Consider the following 23,455-nt stretch of genomic DNA (forward strand, 5'->3'; position numbering starts at 1 on the left):
ATATCTATATTTTTTAATTACTACCACTCGCCCCAGCTTCCAGCTGCTTCTGTACCTTATCCAAATTAAAAGATCCGGGTACCTGGCTGGGTGGATACTCTTTCATCGTTTGCAAAAATTTTGATGCGAGTTGCTGCATGGGAACCAAGACAAAAGCTCTGTCTATAAACCAGTCGTTATAGGTGTTCGAGTTGTGTTGGGCTTTTTCGAAAGGATCTTGCCTCAAATTGAACAGCAGTGGCACTCGTAATTCAGTAAAGGGCTCTCGCCAGACTTCAAAACCCCGCCCGCGATTTTCCAGGAAAATAGCTTTCCAGGGTTCGTAGCGCATAGCTACAATTTGGCCGTCATCATTTACGTAGATAAATTCTTTTCTTGGAGAAAGTTTTGCTTTACCGGTGAAGTAATCCATCATGTTGTAGCCATCAACATAATTTCTGTACTCGCGCCCATTCAGCTCGACCCCTTCCTTGAGCTGTTCCTTGATATTCGGATTCCCCCCGGCCGCAGCGAGAGTCGGCAGCCAGTCTTCATGGGAGACAATACCTGTCAGCGTAGTGCCCGCTGGAAATTTGCCCGGCCAGCGCACGAAAGCTGGCACCCTATAAGCTCCTTCCCAATTGGAATTTTTCTCACTGCGAAATGGCGTAGTTGCAGCATCTGGCCAGGTATTGAAGTGGGGGCCGTTGTCTGTGGAATAAAACACGATGGTATTGTCGGTGATATCCAGGCGGTCAAGCACACTTAGCAGCTTTCCTACCAGGATGTCATGCTCAACCATGCCATCCATATACTCATTGCTGTTGGGGCCCGCAAGGTTTGTGTGCTCCTTTCTCACATGGGTGCGAAAGTGCATCCGGGTGGCATTCCACCAGACAAAGAATGGGGTCTTAGCCGCGTGTGCACGTTCGATAAAGTCGATAGCTGCCGCTAGGGTTTCATCATCGATAGTTTCCATCCGTTTCTTGGTGAGGGGGCCGGTATCTTCGATTGGTCCGCCGGCCTTGGCTTTAATCACTCCTCTGGGGCCAAACTTCTTACGGAATTCTGGGTCTTTGGGATAGTCCCGGTTCTCAGGCTCTTCCTCGGCATTCAAGTGATAGAGATTGCCAAAAAATTCATCAAAACCATGGTTGATGGGCAGGTGTTCGTCCCTATCCCCTTGGTGGTTTTTACCAAACTGGCCAGTGGCATAACCCAGGCTTTTCATTACTGTGGCGATAGTGGCATCACTCTTCTGCCAACCCTCTTTGGCACCTGGAAGCCCCACTTTAGTCATGCCGGTCCGCACTGGGACATTACCCGCTAAAAAAGCCGCGCGGCCTGCTGTACACGACTGCTGGCCGTAGTAATCGGTAAAAGAGAGCCCTTCTACCGCTAGCCGATCAATGTTGGGCGTGGTGTAGCCCATCATGCCACGACTGTTGAAGCTGATATTCCAGATGCCAATATCATCTCCCCAGATCACCAAAATATTGGGTTTGGTCTGCGCGAAGAGGCTACCAGGGGAAAGGAATACAGCAGCCAGTACAACCAAAAGGAACTGTCGGAGACGGGATTGGGAGATCAGGAGCATTACACACCTCGATATTGGCAGGCTCAATACACCGCTTTAAGACTAGTCCCGGTAGGCGGGAACTTGAGGAATCACCGGCCCCTGGCTTGATTGATCCTTCGCTTCTGGCGGAAACACCGTCCGCCAGTCCTTAGCCATATCTACCACCAACCAGCCATTTGCCTTAGCGGCTTGTAGCGCTTTGTCCAGGCGTCCCACTGAGGAGTTCTTATCGTATGCCCATTCTCTTTTGGCATCGGTATGATGAATCAGCATGGCAAAACGCGGCCCCTTAGCGGCGGTGGTCCATTCCAGCATTTGTAAATCACCATCGGAATTGCCTGCGGCAAAAACTGGCCTCCGGCCAATCACGTCATTGATTGCGATAGGCTTCCCCTGTTTATCGGTGAGGAAGGCCAGTTCATCTAATTTCACGATATAGGGATGCCCACCCCCATTTTCATAGCGGGACTTTAGGCGACTGCCGATAACCTGCTCTGGGGGGATTCCATATAACTCCTGGGAAAACACTCGGATAAAATCTGTGCCGCCCCCCGACACAATGTAGGTTTTAAAACCATTTGCTCTTAAGTATTCCAGCAACTCCAGCATGGGCTGGAACACCATCGCACTGTAGTGTTTGCCAGTTTCCGGGTTCTTAGCACTCTTGAGCCATTGGGCAACAGAGCGCTGGAAGGCATCCGTACTCAATCCCGCATGAGTCGCAGTAAGCATTACTTCCAAACCTTCCCTGCCTTGCCCCAACAGGTTTGATAAATTGCCCTTTAGAATCGAAGCGAAGGGCTCTTGGGTTTTCCACTCTGGGTGTTGGGGCGCTAGCCTTTTAACTTCATCAGCGGCATAGAGAAGCTGGAAGTACACGGGCTTCTCAGACCAGAGGGTGCCATCATTATCAAATACCGCTATACGTTCACCGACAGGTATAAAGTCGGCGCTGTCCTTACGGGTAACCTTGTCAACAAAGGCCATAATTTGGGCTTTAACGCCATCTTGCCAGGATGGCAAGGGAGAACTGAGTGCCGGTAAGCTGATTGCCAAAACCAGCAACAGACACCCTCGGCTCAGGGCAACCCTAAATTTCCAATCCAGCATTCTGGCCCTCTCACAAAATGACATTTACGGCACATGAACTAATCTTTTGGCCTAGGGAGCCTCTGAATAACTCCCTAAGATAAGAACTCATCACAATAAAAAAACCGTGATAAATATAGCTGGCACTAGCCTCCTCCAAATCAGCCTTATCTGTCTCGTACTGGTGGCCTGTAGTGACGAAGAGCCGGTTGATACCCAACCTCTCAAGCGCCAGGATGAAGCAATCAGCTCAGAAGCCACTTTCGTGGGCTCCGCGCAATGCGCCCTATGCCACAAAGAAGAGGCCGGTGCCTGGCAAGGTTCCCACCACCAGCTAGCAATGCAGGCCGCCAATAGCGACAGCGTTCTAGGTGATTTCTCCGGGGTGGCATTTGAATATCAGGGGCAGAAATCTCACTTCTATCAAAAGGAAGGGCGCTATTACGTACGCACTGATGGGCCCAATGGAGCCCTCCAGGACTATCCCCTTGCCTATACATTTGGTGTCCACCCTTTACAGCAATACTTAATTGACTTGGGAGGCGGACGTCTTCAGGCACTGAGTATCGCTTGGGATAGCCGGGACAAATCTGCCGGTGGTCAGCGCTGGTTCCATCTCTATCCCGATCAAGCGATAGATCATCAACATCCCCTGCACTGGACCGGCATAAACCAGAATTGGAACTTTATGTGTTCCGACTGCCATTCCACCAATCTGCAAAAAGCCTATAACCTACAAACCGATAGCTACCAGACATCTTGGTCAGAGATCAGTGTCGGTTGCGAATCCTGTCATGGCCCGGGATCGAGACACCTTCAGTGGGCAAAAACACAGAATGAGGCATTGCCGAATAAAGGGCTTGATCCCCATCTTATTGACCCAACCCAACAGCTCCGAGGAATGGATCTGCAAACGGGGATAGCCAAGCTTGCGCCATCGGCAGCCATCCAGCGTGAAATAACAACTTGCGCCCAGTGCCATTCTCGGCGGAGTACCCATTTACCGGGAGCGCAGGCTAACAGCGAATTACTGGATCATTTCAACCTCACACTTCTGCAAGAGCCTCTCTACCACGCAGATGGCCAGGCCGATGGCGAGGTATTCGTGTACGGATCTTTTCTGCAAAGCAAAATGTACGCTGCAGGTGTTACCTGTAGCCACTGTCATAACCCCCACAGTCTACAACTGAGAGCAGCTGGTGATGCAGTTTGTGCCCAGTGCCATATGCCGGAGCGATTCGCCCGTACTGATCACCATCTGCACCCAACTCAAAGCCCCGGTGCCCGCTGCACAAACTGCCATATGCCGACGAAAAATTTTATGCAGGTGGATGGGCGCCGGGATCACAGTTTCCGCGTTCCCCGACCTGACCTTTCCGAGGCGCTGGACACCCCCAATACTTGCAACAGCTGCCATCAAGATAAATCGAGCCAGTGGGCAGCGAAGATATTGGAAGACAAATACGGCTCACCTCCCCCTCACTACGGGCAGACATTGCACGCAGCTATGCGCGGGGATAGCGAGGCCGATAAGATGTTAATGGACCTTATTCAGGACAGCAGTCAACCGGAGATTGTCCGGGCCAGCGCAATCCGTTTGTTACCGCGCTACCTGACGATAAATTCCGCTCAGTTACTCCAACAAATTGCCCAGGGCGAAGAACCCTTATTAAACCTGGCCCTTGCACAGTCTCTGGATGAACTACCGGAGCAATTGCGACTGATGATCGGTGTACCGCTGCTTTTCAGTAAAATGGCCGTAACAAGGTCGCTGGCTGCCAATGGCGTTACCGATGCTCAGATCGGGACCATGCCCGCGCAAGTACAGCAACAATACTCCAAGGCCCTTAAAATCTATACCACCTCAGAGTTATTCAACAGCGACCGACCGGAATCCCTGGTAAACCTGGGCAACCTCCATTTCCAGAGAGGAAACACGCAACAAGCGGAAGCCTTCTATCGCCGGGCAATAACCAAGGCCTCCTACTACACACCCGCCTATATCAACTTGGCCGATCTTTACCGGGCAAGTGGACGTGAAACCGATGCGGAATTATTACTCAGAGGGGCACTATCGAAGAGTGAGGATATCGCCGTAATCCAACATGCCTTAGGCCTTTCCCTGGTTCGCCAGAACCGCCACCAGGAGGCAATGGGTTTTCTAAAGGCGGCGGCTGAGCATGAGCAAACCCAGAGTCGCTACCTCTACGTATATGCCATAGCCGTTCACTCGGAAGGCAACAGCGAACTCGCCCTGGATATTCTAGAAGACGGCTATCACCAGTTTTCGCAGGACCTGGATATTTTGCGGGCATTAATTTCTATTAGCAGGGAATCCGGCAAGCGGGAAATCGCACAAAAATATGAAGCACTTTTAGCCAGCAAACGCTAAAAATCATAATAGAGACTTAACCTAAGAAGCCTTTCAGTAGGCAGCAGACCAAATTCACAGGACTCACAGCCCCTGAAAAACTGGGCTTGCAGTCGAGTACTAAAATGCTCAGTCCAGTTCTGAATCAATTCCAGGTTGTGGTACTGGCTCTTGTCATCCAGGTTATATTGCACACTCTGACGATATTGAAACTTCTTATCCAGCCGGGTGTTACCCCACATCAAAAACAAATACTCCTGCCGTAGTTGTCCGGTAGATAAAAGGTTAAAATTATCGGAAAGAAAAGCAATCGCCTCATAAACCTGCGCGCTGTTCAATCCGTTCTTTGCACTATCTACCTGCGTTTGAACCAAATCCCACTCATCATCATCGAATCCATGCTGGTTATACAGATACTCCGCCGTAACATCCCATCCCTGGTTGAAGCTGAGCTGAGTACCAAGTACCAGCTTCAAATAACCATCGTCTTCTGCCGGGAAATAGGAGAGTTCGCCCGGCTGCGGTAACTCCCGCTGATGTTCCCAAGCACCCTCCAACCTGAGTGTGGCACTGTCTCCAGCCAAGGTACTCAACCCGAGAGCGACATTGGTTGCCTCCCCTTCTATCTGATGCAATACCAAGCGGGTATCCAAGTCACCTTCACGATTCACCACGAGTGCGTACTGAAACTCATGGTCATTTACGCTAGTGTCAAAGTGACCATCCAGCTCATCCTCAACCTGAGCCATATAAATGCCGGTGTTCCAGCGACCATAGCGGAAATCGAAATGGGCCATATCCCAGCCCAGTTGCTGGGTAAGTTCATCGGCATCCAGATTGGGGCGATCAAAAGTGGCTTTTAAAAGATTTGCTGGAGACCAATTGTAACCGTTGCTCCACTGAGGTTTTATCCGACCGACGTTAATACCAAACCTTCGGTTGTCAGTGTAAGAAGAGAAATACCCCTCTAGCAGATGGGATTCTGTCTCTTTTTCAGATGTTCCAGCCTCATTAGACCGATAGTGCTCTATCGCCGCAAACCGCGAGTAAACTGAGAAGTGTGCTCCCAGGGAAAACTGGCCACTGAGATCCAGAGCAAGCAAAGACTCTTGTTCATCAAAGACAAACAGACCCGGATCGAAATAGGGATCATCCCGAACTTCATTCTGTTGGTGATACCCCAGTAGCGAAGCATCAATATCCCAAACAACTCGAGAAACCCTTTCCTCAGTGCTCACTTCATCGAAAAGTTCCGAGTTGGTCTCGAAAGGATCTTGATAGTCTTCGGCACTGGCAACTTTTTCAGCAAAAGCGAGAGAGAGGAGTATAAATGGGAGAATTGTCCTGATTCTGATAACCATTACCGACTCACCTCAATTCAGCCTGCCAAGGGAGCCTTTTTGGAAAATTGCCGGGTCCAGGCTCTCAAGACGATAGTCATCGAACTTCATCCAGGTATAACTCTCGTCAATGAGTGTATCCACCAAGAGTAATTTATGCAGTTTCAGCTCGCCTTCAAACTGCTTGAACTCTTTATAGTGCGCTGTTTTAAGGAGGCGCCCGGAGCGGGTATAAAATTCCCCCTTTAAAGGCAGGTTACCCTCAGCCTGTGCCATCCATATTTTTACTTTGTCATAGGCAACACCAGAGGATTTTGCCGATAAATACAGCACCCAGTAATCTTGCCCATCAACAGTTTCCTGCCCTTGCAGCTCTGCGGTGTAATCCCGGGAGAAATTTGCCCCCACTACATCACCGTTACTGGTCTCGCCAATTAACCGCTGTGAGGGCGCAATCCGGATAACCCTGCGCGTACCGGGAATATAGAGCCACATATTGGCGCTCTCTTTTAGCATTGCCCTGCCCTTTTCCCGGGCGGGTGCCAAAAACTGGATCAATGATTGATCATTAAACACTTTGACACTGAGCTTATTGGTGCGGGGCTCCTTGTCCTTTTTATAGCTGATATTGGTGATATCAAAGCTAAAGCCCTGATCCCTGAACCCGCGAAAGTCATCCAGCTTATTAACCAGTGACTCAGCCGAAACCGATGCATAACTTGAGTAGCTAAACAGCAGGCAGGCTATCGCCAACACCCACCCATAAAAAGAATTCAACTTATACATAGAAGACCCAAATCAAGTAAACCTAAGTGCTTTTACTACTGGCAGCCGGGATGCTTTTATCGCTGGATAAAGGCTGGAAACAAGTGAAATACAAAAACCCAACAGGAATGTTTTCAATAAGATATCCGGCACGACAAACACACGGATAGGATAGTCCTGGGTACTGCCCGGTGGCCGGGGCATCATCCATTCCGCATAGGTAATTCCCTTGGCTGCCAGTGCACCAATCAGTAGCCCCAGCAAACTTCCGATTAAACCGAGAAATACCGACTCCAGTAAAATCAGGTTTACAACCTGGCGAGGAGTGCCGCCCATGGCCCGAATAGTACCCAGCTCACGGGTGCGCTCCATTACTGCCATCAACATGGTATTGGAAATACTCAACGCGACGATTACCAACACAATGACGGTAATAAAACCAAAAACTCCGTTAAACAGGCCAACAACCTGATGATAATAACCCGCCAGTTCTTCCCAGCTTTTTATTTCTAGGTTCAAATTGTTCTGCTCAAAGACACTGGCCAGAGTTGCAATTGAGGTAGATGTAAGTTCGGTCTCCTCCAATAAAACCACTAGCCGTGTAATATCTGACGTATAGAGCAGTTCCTGGGCCAGAGGCAAATTCACCCTGAGCAAGCGATCATCCAGTTCCTTAACACCGGTTGTGATTACCCCCATCACCTGTACATCGACAGCATTGATTGCCCCATCCTGGGTGCTTGCCAACAGGGTCAAGTAGTCCCCAATCTGAACATCCAGGGCATTGAACAAGCCTTCTCCAAGGTGAGCAGCAGAAATATCCTCTGGAAATAGATCGTCCCCTTGAACAATCTGAATTGCAGAGGAAAGCATCACTTCTTTCTCCGCATCAATACCAATTCCAGTGATGGCTATCGATTGCTTGCCATCACTAAGCAGGCCATTGAAATTAAGGCGAGGCGCTACCACCAGTGTATCGGTTTCGTTTTCTACCAGCTCGGAAATCTTTTTGAGTTCCCCATCAGCAATCAGGTATTTTTCCGGTTCCGCTTTGCCAAACTGGTTGTAGCCTTTGGCATAGATTTGTATATGACCAAGCTGCGAGCGGATCATACTCTCCCGCATCCCCTCATACATCGACTGTACAAAACCGCCAAAAATAATCAGGCTGGTACAACCGAAAACGATCGCAGCCAAGGTAATCAGGCTGCGGCGCCCGTTACGCATAATATTCAGCAGTGCAACTTTCCAACCCAAGCCCATGACTAAATACTCCGAAGCGCATGCTTGGCTTTAGCGGACCAGTCGGTATCCGACTCGGCCACCTTTCCCCAAAGAACCCGGGCATCATCGGGCTGTTTATTGCGCTCGTAAGCCTGGGCAAGGTAGAACTCTACAAAACCAAGAAATTCTTTACCGAACCGATTGCCCACCTGTTCCCTAACCAGCTCCAGGTCTTCAACAGCGTAGCGCGCTCTTTTTAGAAAGGCCGGCATATTGGCACAGCTGATTCCCCGCTGAAGGCGGGCGCCCAGATTGAATGGAGATTGTTTAACAGCCCGATCCATCATGCGATTGCCTCGTCTGGAGAACAGCGATAGTTTTGCCAATCGATCAAGGTAGAAGCTGGATTTAAAGGAAGTTGTCGATCCCAATGCAGCATTGAGTTCGGGGTCATCCGGGAGACTCTCCACCAGTGACTGCATCAGAGCCTCTAACTCCTCAACATCCTGCAACTCTGCATCTTCCATCGACGTAAGGCGCGCAAGCTGAGCCAAGTAGGCCTGCTTTCTCTGCTCACTGGTCGTTTCTCCATTGACAGCAGCAAACAGCGCTTCCCTTTCGCTATTGGTGAATGGAATCGGAGTTGGAAAGACGAAGTCTTCCGCCAAAGCTGGTGCAGAAATTAAGAATGCAACTGAAATAGCCAAAGCCGCTCTAGTTAGCGGGCCCCTAGCCAGCAACATTTTTATGATTGCTGTCATGCAATAGCCTCCTGAACAATTCCTTGAGGCGAAGCTGTATCCTCTACCAAATGACCATCTCGCACCGTGATAACACGAGATGCCAAGCTGGTTACATAATCATCATGGGTGGCTACAATAAAAGTGACACCCTGCTCCCGGTTGAGCTGCTTCATAAGGCTCATAATGCTCTCCGACGTGCGCGAATCCAGATTAGCTGTAGGTTCGTCCGCAAGCACCAGATCTGGCTTACTGACAATTGCCCTGGCAATCGCCACTCGCTGCATCTGCCCTCCCGAAAGCTGGGTAGGACGCTGATTAACCAACTTGGCAAGCCCCACTGCTTCCAGAGCGTCTAACGCTAGTTGCCTAGCATTGTTAGCCCCCCGCAGTGTCAGCGGGTACATCACATTCTCAAGTGCTGTAAGCACGGGAATCAGGTTAAAAGACTGGAAAACAATCCCAATATGACGACCTCGGAACAGGGAGCGCTGATGCTCTCCCAAACTCCCAAGATTAACGCCATCAATATGAACTGATCCGGAATCACACTGATCCAATGCGGATAGAAGGTTCAATAATGTGCTCTTACCACTACCGCTGGGCCCTTTCACAGCCAGAAACTCACCTCGATCGATAGCAAGATCTATATCCCGTAAGGCATCGACCCAGAGATCGCCCAATCGATAGCGCTTTGAAACACGCTTAAGCTCAACCAACATTAACTTTTACCCAGGGCCACTGCCATTTGCCCCAGTTGCTCACAAGAGGTTTGCATCGTGGCAGGACAAGGAGCCATTGCTATTGCTTTTTGGTAGTAATCCATGGCCACTGCCAAATCCTCAGTGCCCTCTCCAGCTTTCACCCAGTAGGCATTAGCCAAAGACAAATACACCACCTGCTGCATAGCAGCCGGCAATAGATCGGGATCTGAATCCATCAGATTCTTAAACCAGGCTTCATCTTCGAACACCCGCTCAAAGTGGCCGCTTACTTCTCCTACATAAGAAAAAGTAATCAGCCGTATCAAGCGTACATTAAAGTCTGAATCGGCACTGAGACCCGCTTGATCCACCTCATCCATCGCATGGCGTAGACGGTAGAGCTTGTAAAGACCCATCGCAGGATCAAACATTGCACCTGCGCGCTTGCCCTCATTGGAGTAATACGCTGCACGTATCAACATGTCCTCTGGACGCTGTTGATACGCGGCTTCCAGCAAGTGTGCAGCCTTTTCAAGCTCGTTATGGTGACTAAATAACTGCCCAAGCTCCAACATCAAGTCGGGGTCTGTACTATTTTCACCAATCTCCTGCTGGAGAAACTCCACCTGCTCCATCTCGCCTTCTGAATAGGCAATCTTGCCAAACTCGATGGGAGCAGCACCTGAAAACCAGGCGACAACATTTCCAATAAAAAAACTACTGATAAGAATGGTAAGTACTTTTTTAAACATTGACTGCTCCCGAAGTACGCTAGACTTCTTCCGAGTTTTCAAGTAGTTGACCATCCATTTCCCTTAGGGTGGTGTGCTCATCGAAAACAAGATTTTCAGGGCTCATCACCCCCGGGTATAACTGCTCGCAAATTAGAATCACCTCGACAATATTCAGGGAATCCACCCCGAGTTCTGCAATGGGTGTATCTGCATCGACAGCATCAACATTCAGCATAAGAGCTATTTGCTCACAAAGCTCTTGTACCTTGTTCTCTACAACTGCTGTAGACATAATTAATCTCCAGTAACATTTCCTATTTTTAAGTTATTAAATCGCAGCAAGTAGTCCAATGTTAAAGTAAAAACACAAACATGCTGCTCTCGTTCTGAGTATTTTTGCTGCTGTTTTATGGCAGCAGAACTGATCATGGGCGGTATATAGAACCAGACTTTTGCAAGCCAATGGTGTCCATAAAAAAACACCCGCTGAAAAGATTCGTAAATATTACAGATAGGTTTATCACTTATTGACAGTGCCGGGGGAGTTACACCCTCATCTCCCGAACCTTCAACAATCTCCACCATCTTGCTGGTATTCATTGCCAGTATATTGAGTAAAAACTGGGCAAAAGGCAGATAGAAAGTTTGGAAGGTATAATCTTCCCTATCGAGACTTGATTCTGAGTCCTTCCAGGCTCGATCCAACTCTTCCTTCACCATGTCGGTGTAACTTTGTAGATCGATCCCTTCTACGACTCTATTTTTATGAGCCTTATTAAAGATCTTTGCCCGCTTCTCCTGATAGCCAACCGTTAAAGGCAGGCTTCGTCTACCCACTTTTAATTTGGTGCCGCTTGACTCCACCAAACGATTGGCAATATGAGCATAAAAAGTGGTATCAACAGGCGAGAAAAGCTTAGAGGTTACCTCAGGTAAACTGTTGAAGAGTTTATCGGTAGCTTCCTCAGGAGTCACCAGGGCTACATCAAATGACCCAGATTGATAATGTTCAGCAGAGAGCCAAATAAGCTCTCTGGCTGATATAACAACATCATCTTCAGGAAAGAGCATTTTAACATTCTGCAAAAGGCTCTTTCTTTCTGTGGAGAAACCAAAATACTCTATTTCAATTAAGTAGTGGCAATCTACCGTATCGGCACCAACAGCAGGAAATAGTGATAAATCCTGACCAACAAATAGACGATCATCCTTCAGGTAATAATAAAGGGGAAAGCGAAACGCCTTGCCAACTTGCAAGTGAAAAGTGTTTTTATCACTTCTCTTTATAGTTCCTAAAGATGTCCAATCTTCGCCATGCCCTGCTCCCCAATCGGTATCACTTAAAAATGAACTCAGTGAAACTTCTGCACCGACAGGCAACACTTTTTCTCGCATCAGGGGAGTTTTGCCTTTGCTAGGTCTCATGCAACAGCCCCCTCAGGTTGCCGCATCAAAGTTGTCAACCAGTTGGAAATAGGTTTTGCCGAAGCAGAAATAGCTGACATATGAGTAGCTCTGGGCAACTCAGTGAGTCCAGCCTTAATACTGGGCGAGAGATACCAGCTCAATACAGTGTGGAGCACATGGGTATCAAGTACTTCGTCCTTCTCACCGACAAAAAAGTGGCAAGGTACATTTAAACTCGCAAAGAGATCCGCGTATCTCTTTACGTTATAGGCACTGAGTAAGTTAAACGTGCAGTCCAGAACTCGCCCCTGATTCCCCGCTGCTGATCCCACCGGGGGAAAGCTCAGCACTGATAACTTCCTCAATGGGGGGAACAAAAGTGCCAGCCAATATTTCAGCATTTTTATTTTTGGCAGATTCTGATCACCAGCCGATGCCCTAGGCCGCGTATAGTGACGCTTCCTTCCGTAACGAATGTAATACTCAAAGCCAGATGCGGGAATATCATACTTTCTTGTTTCCTCTGACTGAGTCAGAGGCGGTGCTATCGCAAAAAAACCTGCAATATCTTTACTGCCATATAGGTGCAGATATTTAAGTGCAACCAATGATCCCGCGCTGTGCCCCCCAAGAACAAAGGCCTTAGCCCCTCTTTTTTTGAGGTGTTTTAATAGGTCGGCAAGATCGTCTTGCAGTTGATCGGAATAATCGAGATCCCCCGGAACACCTTCACTCTTGCCATGGCCTCGCCAGTCCGGCAGACACACACTAATGCCGTTCCGGTGTACCATTCGTCCGAACATTAAATACCACTGGCTACTGAACGTGCTCCCGTGCATGCAGACAAGCACCAAGTCAGATTCATCGCACGGCAACCAGCGAAAGGAGAGTTTTTTTCCATCCCGCGCCTGAAAGAATTCCTGAATCACACAACCTCCGAATCCGCATGAGCAGAGTCTAATTCAGCTGTGCGCATAGCTTCACGCTGGTCAATGACCGAATCCATTATGCTATCCGGCTGACTGCGTGCAAAAGCAAGAAATACAGGAACCATACTGGGGATCGCAATATACTCCTGAGTCTGCACCCAGATAGATTTTGCTTTCTTGTTAACCTCAGCAAGTTCTTTATTGGAGTAGCTACCCGCAAGATCCATAACTTCAATCGTATCTGTGTGGAAGGACTCTTCCGATACAATAACGCTCACTGGATCTGCCATATCCTCATTGACTAGATCTGTAAGCTTGATAGATAACTTCTCAAGCAGCCAATTGAGGTCAGCCCCATTCATATTTGGCTTTTGTAAAAGATCAGGCAGGGTAATAGCCTGCTGAACAACCATCCGGTTTGCCAGTTTAGGGAGGTCAAGTCGCGCCTGGACAACACTCAGGAAAACTTCAACCCAAAGTTTGACCCGCAGATCGATTCGCCAACCGTCCCGGCCCTGGGTTCCCATTAAATATACAAAGTACTTATAGTGATCGGCACCGGACTCAAAGAAACCTTCACTATTTCTGCGAAAATATCGATTCTGAGCTTTAAGTTCTTTTGCCGTTTCAACTAACAGGCGTTGCAGGATTAACTCAAGGGCCATATATCCACGGCGCAGGTAACTCTTGCGTAGCCAGTACTCCTGATCCAGATAATTACCTGACATATAATCCCAGGCACTCTCCAGGAAATAAGCAGCGGTGTTGTAGGCCAGCAGTGGGGAACACAGTTCAGCAGAGTCAATAACCGGGTATACATTTGCTACATGGGCATAGAGGCCCTGGTAAAATTCTGTGACCACTTGATTCGCGATCGGCAATTCTTTTGCAAGCCGCTGCTGAGCTTCATCACGATTACTATCTGAGATATCGGCAACAATATATTTACAAATATGGTCATTAAACAGGGCTATCATGTCGCCCCCACCACTAAACAGAGGATCAAGGAACATCGAGGAAAATCCGGAGGTAGCCCAGCGGTCCTCAAAGATAAACTCATCCGCTCTATAGGCAAGCTGTCCCCAGGCCTCGAAATCAATAAGCTCGGCGCCTTCCAGAAGCTCCGAAATAGCTCTATAAGCCAACAGAAAATCTAGGAAATCTTGCTTCTTTGTGGGCGGCTTGTCGAATTTACTATTCTCGCCAACGATACCTACACTGGTATAGCCACCACTTAAAGGTATAAACCAAACCCAGTAACCATCTCCAGAAAAATGATTCGTTGAAAGAAAGCGTCCAAAGGCCTTCTTCCTCCAATTCATATCTCCCATGGAGTCGATATCCTGTATGTTCTTAAACCTACCCCAGGCAGAGAAGTGTTTAGGGACATTCTCAACACGGGTAAGCTTCTTATGCTTCTTAGCAACCCGATTTCGACCACTGCAATCTACTAACCAGCGGGCGTTAACCACTCCGCTAGCGCCATCTTCCATAAGCTCTATAGAATGGAGTTCATCACCTGGCTGTATGTTAAGATTTTTTGCTTTTACGCCCTGAATAACCTCTATGCCATTCGCCCTATTCATATCGACAAGGTCGGATTCCAATCTGGCCCGGTCAATTTGAAAAGCTGGATGAGGCGGAATACTGGTGGTTCCGTGCTCACTCATCTCTGTTAATGACAGTGTATGCTCAGGGTTATCGTAGAAAAAACGCAGACCATTTTTAGGCAAGTGATTCCTATAGAGATAATTCACCAAGCCCAACTGCTTCATAAAGTAGTGGCCGGTCATCTCCACTGTCGCTTCACCAACTTTGGCCTTAAACTCAGTATTTGCCTCAACAACCAATATGGTTAAAGCATCCTTATTGAGTTTAAGCTGACGGGCCAGGGTTAAGCCAGCCCATCCACCACCGATAATCACTACATCGTAATTGGATTCCAGCTGATCAAGCTTGTTCATGAGACAGCCTCCACATTTGACAATAATGAATTCCAGGAGGAAGCGTCCATTTCACAAAAAGAGTCCTGATCCTGAAGGATATCCAGCACCAGCTTGGTGCGGGGTAACTCATTGCGAATAAAGAATTTAGCACTGACTATTTTCGAGCGATAGAACTCCTCATCAGTATCGTTCAGGTCCTGACTCAACTTATCTGATGACGCGCATGCAGCCTCCAATAAAAGCCAGGCCAAGGTTATATCACCAAGCATATGTAGAATACGTGTGCTATAGGCAGGGATTTTGAACATTTCTTTTGTCTTCACCCATACCTGCACAGCTTTCAGTGCTGCTTCGAAATGTCCAAACGAGGTCTTTAAGCGCTCAAATTCAATCTCAAACTGAGGATAGTCCGTGGCCCGATCGAGGAAATTATCAATTTCTGCCTGATAGAATTGGAATAGCTTACTGGAATTACCCAATCCTAACTTATCGCGGATCAAGTCCTGGCTCTGGATATAATTCGTTCCCTCCCAGATTGCCAGCACTTTAATATCCCGGGCATATTGCTCTATACCCAGATCCTTGAGATACCCCTGACCACCACAGGTTTGAATTGCCAATTCACAGATACGCCAAGCCTGGTCGCTGATATAGGCTTTAACAACTGGAGTTAGCAGGTTCATTAAACCCTGGTAGTGAGCAATGCGATCCTTTTTGTCTTCCTGCCCCTGGTAGATTTTGACTAAGCTCTCTGACAATGTCAGTTTAGCAATCAGTGCTCTACAGCCCTCTACCTTGGATTTCATTTCCAACAACATACGCTGGACATCGGTATGCTCAACGATATTGACCCGGCTTGCGGTAGAGCTAAAGCTCTCGTGAAATCTCTTGCCCTGTAGACGCTTTGTCGAATAGGAAAGTGCATTGTAGTAGGCTGAGGAAGCCATACCCAAGGCGTAGACACCTGTGCTGATTCGTGCCTGATTCATCAAGGTAAGAAACTGCAACAAGCCTACATTCTCACGATTCCCCAGTAGGTAAGCTCTACAGGGGCCATTGTCACCAAACCGAAGGTGAGTGTTTGCACACCCTTTAAAGCCCATTTTCTCAGCTAGAGAAATGCATTCGATATTATTAAACCCACCGAGACTCCCATCCTCTTCAACCCAGTACTTAGGCACAATAAAGCAGGACAAACCGTAGGTGCCCGAGCCGCTTTTTTCGCCACGACCCATAACGAAATAAATGGTGTTTTCTGTTAGGTCGTGCATACCGGCACTTATCAGGTATTTTTCGCCCGTTAACAAATAAGTGCCGTCTTCCTGTTTCGAAGCGCGAGTCTCTACAAGGGATACATCACTTCCCGCCTGGGGTTCAGTGAGGCAGAGACAAGATGTCCACTCTGAGGTGGCTAATTTGTCCCTAAACAGGTCTTTTTGCAGATCGGTTCCATATTTTTCCACCAAGGTGGAGGACGGCAGGCAAAAACCACCATAAGTCATAAAACTTGGATTTGCCCCCATAAACATTTCCAGGAGCATTTGCATTACAAAGGGCGGAATAGTTGTATTTTGTTCGCCCTCAAATGAGGAGATATTCCCCCAGTCATCCTTAAATCTCTGCCACATCTCAGGGAATGCGCTCGGGAGCTTCACTCTCCCATTCTCTAACTGGCATCCCTCTCGATCTGAATCCTGATATCCCGGCCCGAGAACCTCATAAGAGAATTTTTTAGCCCGAACTAAAATTTCATGGAGAATCTCTGGTGAGCACCCTTTAAACATCTGGTCGCTGAACAGAGTTTTAGCTTCATGGAACTGTTCTTCAATAAGGAATTGAAATTCTCTTATATCAGTTTTATAAATATTATTATCCATGTCTTGCTCCTTGATATTCCAACAGCGTACGCCAACTACCTGCCCCTAATACCCAGTCAAATATCTGGTTGTGTCTTCCCCGGTAAATCCTCTTGGGATACCTTAATGCCTCACGAATATGCGAAAGGTAATCCTGGCCTAGAGTGTCACCCAGGTGCTGGGCGGAACTAAAATCTATATAGGCGTCTTCCAACACCAATTTCTCAACATTTACCAGTCTTGAAAGAAATCCCTGAAAATTGGGCGAAGGAATGTCTATTTTCAGGCAACCTACCCTGCCGCCACCCCCTAGAGTTAACAGCCATAGATCAGTCACCTTTTCCTCAATGTAATAACTGATCAATTCAGACAGAGGTTTAATACTCAAATAGTGCCAGCCGTCCTCTTCAATACTGGGTAACCATGAGGCCTTATCGCTGTGCGAAAACCCTTTCAGGAGCCCCTTGGCCCATTTCGAGCGGATATCAAAGGAAACTACTCGAGTATCATCACTAGAGCTGGTTGAGATTACCTGCTTAATACTCTTTACTAAATCTGGTGCGCCAGATAAAGATGGCGCTTGAGAGAGAATATCACAGCTGGATATTTGACAGAGATGTGTTTCACAATACTCTCGACAGATCCAGGTAGCCGCCACACCTACAAGAACATCTAAGCCATCTTGATCAGGTCCAACTCCAATTCCCAATGAATCCAGGCACTCTTGTTGCCGCTCTTTGCCCAGTTCGAGATTTAAGATCAAAGCTTCGGCTTCACTACACTTTGAAAAACTCAATACTGCAGCATGGAAGCTGGTGCAGGCGCTACCCACAAATCGGATATTATGCCCACCATCTTCAAGGTCTGCTATAAACTCTACAACCCGACTATCCTGTAGAACATTAGCCTCTCCCGCAGAAACCACATAGATAAGCTCTGGTAACAAATCATATTGATCCAGGTGTCCTCTCAAGGCATCAAGTAATCGATCAACCTGCCCGCCACTGTCTACCCATAGGTTTTTAATAAACATCTTTATGCTGTCCCGTCCATGGTATTTATTGTTATATCACCGAAACCGCACTCGATAAGTAATTTAGAAAGCCCCTCAATTAAGAGATCATGGCAATCAATATCCACTGCCAACCTGATTTTTAGCTGGTTTGTTCCCGCTTCAAATGGGTGGCGAACCAAGCTATCCTCAATAGCTATATATCGTCTTCCTTCTCTAACCAATATTGCTTCTTCACCAGCCAGGTCATGAAGCATTAAAACGGTGTCTTGTAATAGAGCACTCGGCATACGCCCACCAGCGGGCATCTGCATTTTTATCAAGATTAAGTCTATATCCAGTTCAGAATCTTCAAAGTATCGCAGAATATCCAGCAGTAATTGATAGTGCTCCGAATGGTTCAGTAGCACCGGGCTGGAATTAACTGGTAGACTGGATAATGCAAGATAGTCCTGCTCAGTACTCAACGGCAGCATTTGTGCTAAGCAGGATTTCAATGTGTCCGGATAGGGGTTACGTTCGAGACACGTTGATAGCTCAACAGTCTTCATCACGCGGCCTCCATTAGATAGAAGTGACTTTGTTCATCAACGGTAACTTCTACAGTGCAATAATAGCCATTCAATGCAATCGAACAGGCCAGAAAATTTTCTTGCTTGTCAAAGCCTTTTTCAGCGCCTTGGCAAATAATATTCAGCCAGGGATCACTACCAAAACAATGCCCCCATCGATCATGCAAGTCTGGTAACTTTTGATTGGCCGACAACAATTTGGAGAAAATTTGGCGAATATTCTCTGGAAAGAACGGCAAAGATAAAGTCAGGTCATCTCGTCCAACAGCCATTTTTCGGATGACAGTGGCAAATTCCGGAGTTGTATTATAAGTAATCGTGCAGGATGCATTAAGGTTTATACTGTCAAGATCCCGCACTTCAAACAACAATGTACAGAGACCAAAACCACTATCGCCCCAATTTTCATTTTCTCGCCAAAACGTTAGATCTAAAACATTGGCGTCAAGAATGCTTACCATTAAGTAGCGCGATTCCAGATTTTGTGCCAGGTAATGTCGAAGACTATAACCCCAAGATGCACATTCATAGGTATTAACAAAACTGGTAACTGGCGCTCTTGCATTATCACCGTAATTGAAGTCCTGCTCACTAATCGCCGATGAACTCAAAGGAAGTTCAATCATGGTAGAGCATAAAAAATGGCGATCTATTTGCGAATCTTTTATCTCTGGAGCAGCATCTAAGACACTATCTGTCTGTCTTCGGATAATCCTGGCAATATCACCAAAGGCAGTTGATACATCACTACTGGATGAGACAGTGATACCTTCTATAGGGATAAAAGCTGCAGATCGTAAATACAGGCTCATACCCGCAGCCCCTTAAATTTGCTATATATCTCAAAGAAGCACCGATATGAACTGCCTTCCATTTTTGTGAAAGCCAACAGATCGCGCTGTCGATTCACGGATTTGATCTTTCCTGACAAGACCAGGTTCAGCAAAAGCTCATTGCTGGTAAATTTCGTTGCCAGTACACGGTTTACACTGTGCATAGAGAAAGTGGTTGCAGCTACCTGCTCATTACACAAATAAATTAGATACTCTATATGAGCCTGATCTTCGCTGGTCAAATGAGCTTCTTTACAGTCATGTAGCCAAAGCACAAAGTGCATTAGTGATTTAACAAAGCGCGGGCGAACCAGTGTTAAAAAACGATTGACGCTACCCAACCCACCTTTGCTCAACAACATGTCTTTGGTAATTGATACTTTACCCTTACAATTTCCCAGCTGTAAGGTGCCATTTAAAAACGGCTCTCCTACAGTACTCTGCCGTAGTTGGTTACAGAGTTCTGGCGGCAACATCACTGTCAGGGGAAAAGGCCTTCCCGGTTGCTTGGTAACTACCATGGCAAAGCCAAGCTTATGTGCCTCAATGCCGTGGATCTTGTCGACATTCAGTAGCATGTCGCTATCAGTTTCAACCAGCTCTGTCTTCCAACCCATAAGGCTCGGGCCGCCGGGGTCTGTCATAAGGAAGTGGCCGAAAATCCCCTGCTCCACCCATTTATTGACCTGGGCAAGCTGATCATCTGTAGCAGTCAGGCTCAACATAATCGAGCCAAATAGCCCGATCATATTGTGAAAGTGATTATCCAGTCCTTCATCCCGGACAGTGTCAATAATTTGATCAATAACAAAGGTCTGCTCAAACTGCTCTAATGGCTGCTGAACCGAAGCGTCCCTAAGTGGTGCAAGCTCTGTCAAAGGATCTTCGATAATCATTGATGCATCGAATAGCCGAGCACAAGAATTTTCTAACAGCGATTTCAATGTGCTGGGCACTGGTGAAATACTGGATAATTGATTGAGAACAAAACCACCTACAACCGATTGCATTTCCATGATCTACTCCACCAGATAAGAGTTCGGAGCCGGCAACTTGAGGAAAGGTGCTACGGTATAACTTGCGTTATAGGCACCACATCCATCAAATATGACTAAGTCCCCTTCTCGAAGGTCAATATTGTTGACTTCCCCAATCACATCTTCCTTATTACAAGATGTGCCCACTAAAAGGACTTTCTGCCCCTCATCATTCCCTTTTAGAGGAGTCCCATTACGCAAAACATGAGGTTGCTGGAATCGTTTAAAGGTACTTTCTGTTTTCGCCAACAGAAAATTTTGGGCCATTCCCCCATCACATACGGCGTACTTGTCACCGTTAATGGACTTTTCATAGCGAACTTCCGTGACGAAATAACCGGCTGAGCCCATAATTGCTCGACCACTCTCGTGAACTACCTTGATATGATCTGGAAATTCAGCAATCAAATTTCTATATTGCTCAAAATCAAACTCCTGCTCTCGCCAATTGGGGTCAAACCCACCACCTAGATTGGATAATGACAGAGGGTATCCCAGTATTTCCTCAAACTCATAAACAACTTGCAAGGCCACTTTGGCAGTGTCGAAAGCACCTTTATTAAAGGAGTATGAGCCCCTGAACAAATGAAAACCTAAAACTGGAATACCATGTTTCTTACAAAAATCCAAAGCCTCAAGGCAGCCATTCCAGTCGAAACCAAAATGATCTTTTCTTAATCCCTTTTGATTCCTATCAAAGTGGCTCAAGATTGAGGGGTTAAGCCTTAAAACGACGGGGTTTACTGGCCGTCTTGCCTTCAACTCCTCAACTAAAGTTAATTGATTGAGGTTGTCGATAATTAAATGGCACTTACTCGCAATGGCAGCGCGTATAAAGGCCTTATCTGCCGATGGATTATTGACAAATCGGGGGCTATTCCCTTTAGGAAGTAGATTTAGTTCGCCTATAGATGCAATTTCAATACCGTCTTCAAAAATGTGCCCACAACGAAGTATTAAATCAAGGCAACTATTGGCTTTCAGAGAGTATATCAATCCCGTGCCCAGCGCTTCCTTCAGCTGCTTGTAGTTATCGTGAGCAGTTTTAACGGAATAGATATAACAAGGTGTAGATAGCTGTTTCTTGTTTTGGCCCAACTGTTGAACCAGCGCATCTGACAGTGCACCCATAACTCCCCCAAGGGTTAAACGTATCGTTTATATTTTTATTAAGTTAGCGTTTTATGTTTTAGGCGGGATCCCGCCTAAATATACTCAGATCATTAGGCATGGACTTGTAAATCCTGTTCTAAGCGCTTCCTATCGACCTTGCTATTAGCGGTTAATTGAATTCCATCAACAAACCTGATATCTCTCGGCATGTAGTCAGTATCTATGTTCGCTTTCAGCCAAGTGCGAAACTGCTTCTGATTGTCAGCGGTATTCTCATGAAGCTCCACAATACAAGTAGCCACTTCATTTTCGAGTTTATCTCTAGTGCCGATGACTGCATTGATATGCACCAATGGGCACATATCAATATGATTTTCCAAGTCCTTTGGAAACAGGCAAAATCCACCTTGTTTTATTAAGTCTTTTGAACGCCCTTTAAAATAGAAAAAGCCATCCTGATCACGGGTAAAAAGGTCTCCCGTCGCCAACCAATTGTCGTCCCGATATCTGCCCGAAAAGATTTCTGCACCACCTTGAGCGGCCGGGTTATAGTAGCCTTGCATCACTGCCGCCCCACGAACATAAAGCTCACCTACCTCATCAGCTTTTGCTTCTCTAAATTTACTGGCCTCTGAGTGAGGTATAAATACCCGTGCATCCAGGCCAGGGATCGGCTTGCCAACTGAACCCATCTTTTCTTCCCAAAGCTCTGGCTCCAAGTACAAGGCTCGCTTGCACTCAGTCAAACCATACATAGAGAAAACATTTAGACTTGGGCAGTACTCCTTCCAGGCGCGAATCATGTACTCAGATAAATGACCCCCAGTATTAGTGATACTGCGCAGATTGCTGAGGTCAGGTTTAACCAAACCCACCAGTTTCACTAGGGCAGCCCCCATTGCTGGCACGATCGGAAGAACAGATATATCCCGCTCTGAAATCGTTTTAAGGGTTTGTATGGGGTTAAATGGTTTGTCGTAGAGGATAGTTGTACAGTTGCTATATAACGCAAATAGTACCTGATAAAGACCGTAGTCAAATGATAAAGGGGATAAGCACAAAATTCTGTCCTGTGCTGTCAGGCCCAAATATTGGGATATTGAGGCCAAGGAGGTCAGAACATTTTGATGGGTAAGCATAATGCCTTTTGGCTTACCAGTACTTCCTGAGGTATAGATCACCAGAGCCAGATCTACGCCAGTGACCACTAGAGTAGAAGACACTTCAAACTCTGAGCATTCCTGCTGATAATCGGGCAAGGCCTCAATTTTTCCAGCACGCCATATCGCCTTGGCATTACAGTCTGAAGCGATCATTTTAATTGAAGAGCGGCTCAGATCCCCCTTTGCAGGTACAACCACCAACCCCATCTTCCACGCCGCCAACATAATGGCGACCGCCTCTATTTCAGACTGAGTACACACTAAAACGCGGTCGCCAGCACTGAAACAAACTTCTTCATTTGTAAGTGAAAGCCACGCATCCTCACAGTGAGCCGCGGTCAAAACCTCGCCATCCAGATTTTCCAGACGACCTTGCCAACATTTTTTCACAACTTTCTCGAACAGGCTGGCAAGAGAAAACATTTTTAGTCCATTTATTATTCTAAGATTTTTGATCTAGTCCGAATAAGCCTAAAAAAAACTATTCAAACCGGCTACATGGGACGATCATTTTATAAATCGGATGACCCAATAATGACAAGCATTTTCTGTAAAGCTTATGACAACCTCTTTATCAATCCATGAAAAGTTTCATCCTGTTAGAAATTATTCGATCTGACTAAACATTACAAACATTCCAAAAGACAAATAAATCAAGAAGTTAATAAACCCTTTTTCCGATCTCGAACCACTACCAAGTAAAAAAATAGGCAATTAAAAACCAATTTATTCAGGATTTAATTCCATCAAATGACCCAAAAAAAGAAAATAATTTTTTTGGTAGTAAAACCCTATAAAGCCCAAAAAAATTGAACCGAATGGTCACAAAATAGGATGGGCAAATATTAAAAATTAACCAAACTTATTTTCTGAAGGTGGCTTTTGAGAACTATGAAACCTTGAGAGATTTCTTTTACAAGTGATCGGCTACCGGCACTGAAAGCCAGATAAATATTTGAATGCAAATTAATGCAATAATTTCGACTACAGGGGGGTCAGATTAGTAGCGGCGTGAAATTACTGACTTCAAGTAAACCTCTAAATCCGGGTCTGCCAGACAAA

At 46.7% G+C, this 23,455-nt stretch carries 20 protein-coding genes; 1 reads left to right on the plus strand and 19 read right to left on the minus strand.

What is annotated here, in order from left to right; translation table 11 throughout:
• Positions 1-13: 13 nt before the first annotated feature.
• Together ACJJIL_RS12350 and ACJJIL_RS12355 are read right to left on the minus strand one after the other, a co-directional pair.
• Complete coding sequence (locus tag ACJJIL_RS12350) at positions 14-1,576, minus strand: arylsulfatase (protein ID WP_445359824.1); 1,563 nt, start codon at positions 1,574-1,576, stop codon at positions 14-16.
• Between the two features lie 42 nt (positions 1,577-1,618).
• Entirely contained in the window at positions 1,619-2,668 is a 1,050-nt protein-coding gene (locus tag ACJJIL_RS12355) for an HAD family hydrolase (RefSeq protein WP_444927547.1), read from the minus strand.
• 106 nt (positions 2,669-2,774) lie between these two features.
• Here ACJJIL_RS12355 and ACJJIL_RS12360 point away from each other — a divergent pair, with 106 nt between their 5' ends.
• Complete coding sequence (locus ACJJIL_RS12360; protein ID WP_445359825.1) at positions 2,775-5,039, plus strand: tetratricopeptide repeat protein; 2,265 nt, start codon at positions 2,775-2,777, stop codon at positions 5,037-5,039.
• Here the strand turns inward: ACJJIL_RS12360 and ACJJIL_RS12365 are convergent.
• From ACJJIL_RS12365 to ACJJIL_RS12445, 17 genes are all read right to left on the minus strand, one after another.
• Positions 5,036-6,379: a hypothetical protein gene (locus ACJJIL_RS12365; protein ID WP_445359826.1), complete on the minus strand. Its 1,344-nt coding sequence runs from the start codon at positions 6,377-6,379 to the stop codon at positions 5,036-5,038. The two genes, ACJJIL_RS12360 and ACJJIL_RS12365, sit on opposite strands and share 4 nt — an antisense overlap.
• A 12-nt stretch (positions 6,380-6,391) precedes the next feature.
• Positions 6,392-7,144 carry an outer membrane lipoprotein-sorting protein gene (locus tag ACJJIL_RS12370; protein WP_445359827.1) on the minus strand — a complete coding sequence of 251 codons (753 nt, stop codon included), beginning with the start codon at positions 7,142-7,144 and terminating at the stop codon, positions 6,392-6,394.
• Between the two features lie 12 nt (positions 7,145-7,156).
• Positions 7,157-8,386 (minus strand): ABC transporter permease, encoded by a 1,230-nt coding sequence (locus ACJJIL_RS12375; RefSeq protein ID WP_108732871.1) that lies wholly within the window; start codon positions 8,384-8,386, stop codon positions 7,157-7,159.
• Positions 8,387-8,388: 2 nt separating this feature from the next.
• Entirely contained in the window at positions 8,389-9,108 is a 720-nt protein-coding gene (locus ACJJIL_RS12380) for a hypothetical protein (protein WP_445359828.1), read from the minus strand.
• A complete protein-coding gene (locus ACJJIL_RS12385) occupies positions 9,105-9,809 on the minus strand; it encodes an ABC transporter ATP-binding protein (protein ID WP_444896901.1) in 705 nt (234 codons plus the stop codon). The genes ACJJIL_RS12380 and ACJJIL_RS12385 overlap by 4 nt, the downstream gene beginning before the upstream one ends.
• Positions 9,809-10,543: a tetratricopeptide repeat protein gene (locus ACJJIL_RS12390; RefSeq protein WP_445359829.1), complete on the minus strand. Its 735-nt coding sequence runs from the start codon at positions 10,541-10,543 to the stop codon at positions 9,809-9,811. Before ACJJIL_RS12390 ends, ACJJIL_RS12385 begins: the two co-directional genes overlap by 1 nt.
• A gap of 19 nt (positions 10,544-10,562) precedes the next feature.
• Positions 10,563-10,817: an acyl carrier protein gene (locus ACJJIL_RS12395; protein ID WP_282933202.1), complete on the minus strand. Its 255-nt coding sequence runs from the start codon at positions 10,815-10,817 to the stop codon at positions 10,563-10,565.
• 2 nt (positions 10,818-10,819) lie between these two features.
• Positions 10,820-11,950, minus strand: a complete 1,131-nt coding sequence (locus ACJJIL_RS12400) for a hypothetical protein (protein ID WP_445359830.1) — start codon at positions 11,948-11,950, stop codon at positions 10,820-10,822.
• Entirely contained in the window at positions 11,947-12,861 is a 915-nt protein-coding gene (locus ACJJIL_RS12405) for an alpha/beta hydrolase (RefSeq protein WP_108732865.1), read from the minus strand. Before ACJJIL_RS12405 ends, ACJJIL_RS12400 begins: the two co-directional genes overlap by 4 nt.
• Complete coding sequence (locus ACJJIL_RS12410; protein WP_445359831.1) at positions 12,858-14,825, minus strand: NAD(P)/FAD-dependent oxidoreductase; 1,968 nt, start codon at positions 14,823-14,825, stop codon at positions 12,858-12,860. The genes ACJJIL_RS12405 and ACJJIL_RS12410 overlap by 4 nt, the downstream gene beginning before the upstream one ends.
• Positions 14,822-16,684, minus strand: coding sequence for an acyl-CoA dehydrogenase family protein (locus ACJJIL_RS12415; protein WP_444932917.1), 1,863 nt, complete (start codon positions 16,682-16,684; stop codon positions 14,822-14,824). Before ACJJIL_RS12415 ends, ACJJIL_RS12410 begins: the two co-directional genes overlap by 4 nt.
• Positions 16,677-17,696: a hypothetical protein gene (locus tag ACJJIL_RS12420; protein ID WP_444927537.1), complete on the minus strand. Its 1,020-nt coding sequence runs from the start codon at positions 17,694-17,696 to the stop codon at positions 16,677-16,679. Before ACJJIL_RS12420 ends, ACJJIL_RS12415 begins: the two co-directional genes overlap by 8 nt.
• 2 nt (positions 17,697-17,698) lie before the next feature.
• Complete coding sequence (locus tag ACJJIL_RS12425) at positions 17,699-18,229, minus strand: hypothetical protein (protein ID WP_445359832.1); 531 nt, start codon at positions 18,227-18,229, stop codon at positions 17,699-17,701.
• Positions 18,226-19,059: a hypothetical protein gene (locus ACJJIL_RS12430; RefSeq protein WP_445359833.1), complete on the minus strand. Its 834-nt coding sequence runs from the start codon at positions 19,057-19,059 to the stop codon at positions 18,226-18,228. The genes ACJJIL_RS12425 and ACJJIL_RS12430 overlap by 4 nt, the downstream gene beginning before the upstream one ends.
• Positions 19,056-20,096 (minus strand): hypothetical protein, encoded by a 1,041-nt coding sequence (locus ACJJIL_RS12435; protein WP_445359834.1) that lies wholly within the window; start codon positions 20,094-20,096, stop codon positions 19,056-19,058. Before ACJJIL_RS12435 ends, ACJJIL_RS12430 begins: the two co-directional genes overlap by 4 nt.
• Before the next feature lie 3 nt (positions 20,097-20,099).
• Positions 20,100-21,248 carry a type III PLP-dependent enzyme domain-containing protein gene (locus tag ACJJIL_RS12440; protein ID WP_445359835.1) on the minus strand — a complete coding sequence of 383 codons (1,149 nt, stop codon included), beginning with the start codon at positions 21,246-21,248 and terminating at the stop codon, positions 20,100-20,102.
• A gap of 92 nt (positions 21,249-21,340) precedes the next feature.
• Positions 21,341-22,816, minus strand: coding sequence for a class I adenylate-forming enzyme family protein (locus tag ACJJIL_RS12445; RefSeq protein WP_445359836.1), 1,476 nt, complete (start codon positions 22,814-22,816; stop codon positions 21,341-21,343).
• Positions 22,817-23,455 lie beyond the last annotated feature (639 nt).

The organism is Microbulbifer maximicatervae (SeqCode) (assembly GCF_052468095.1).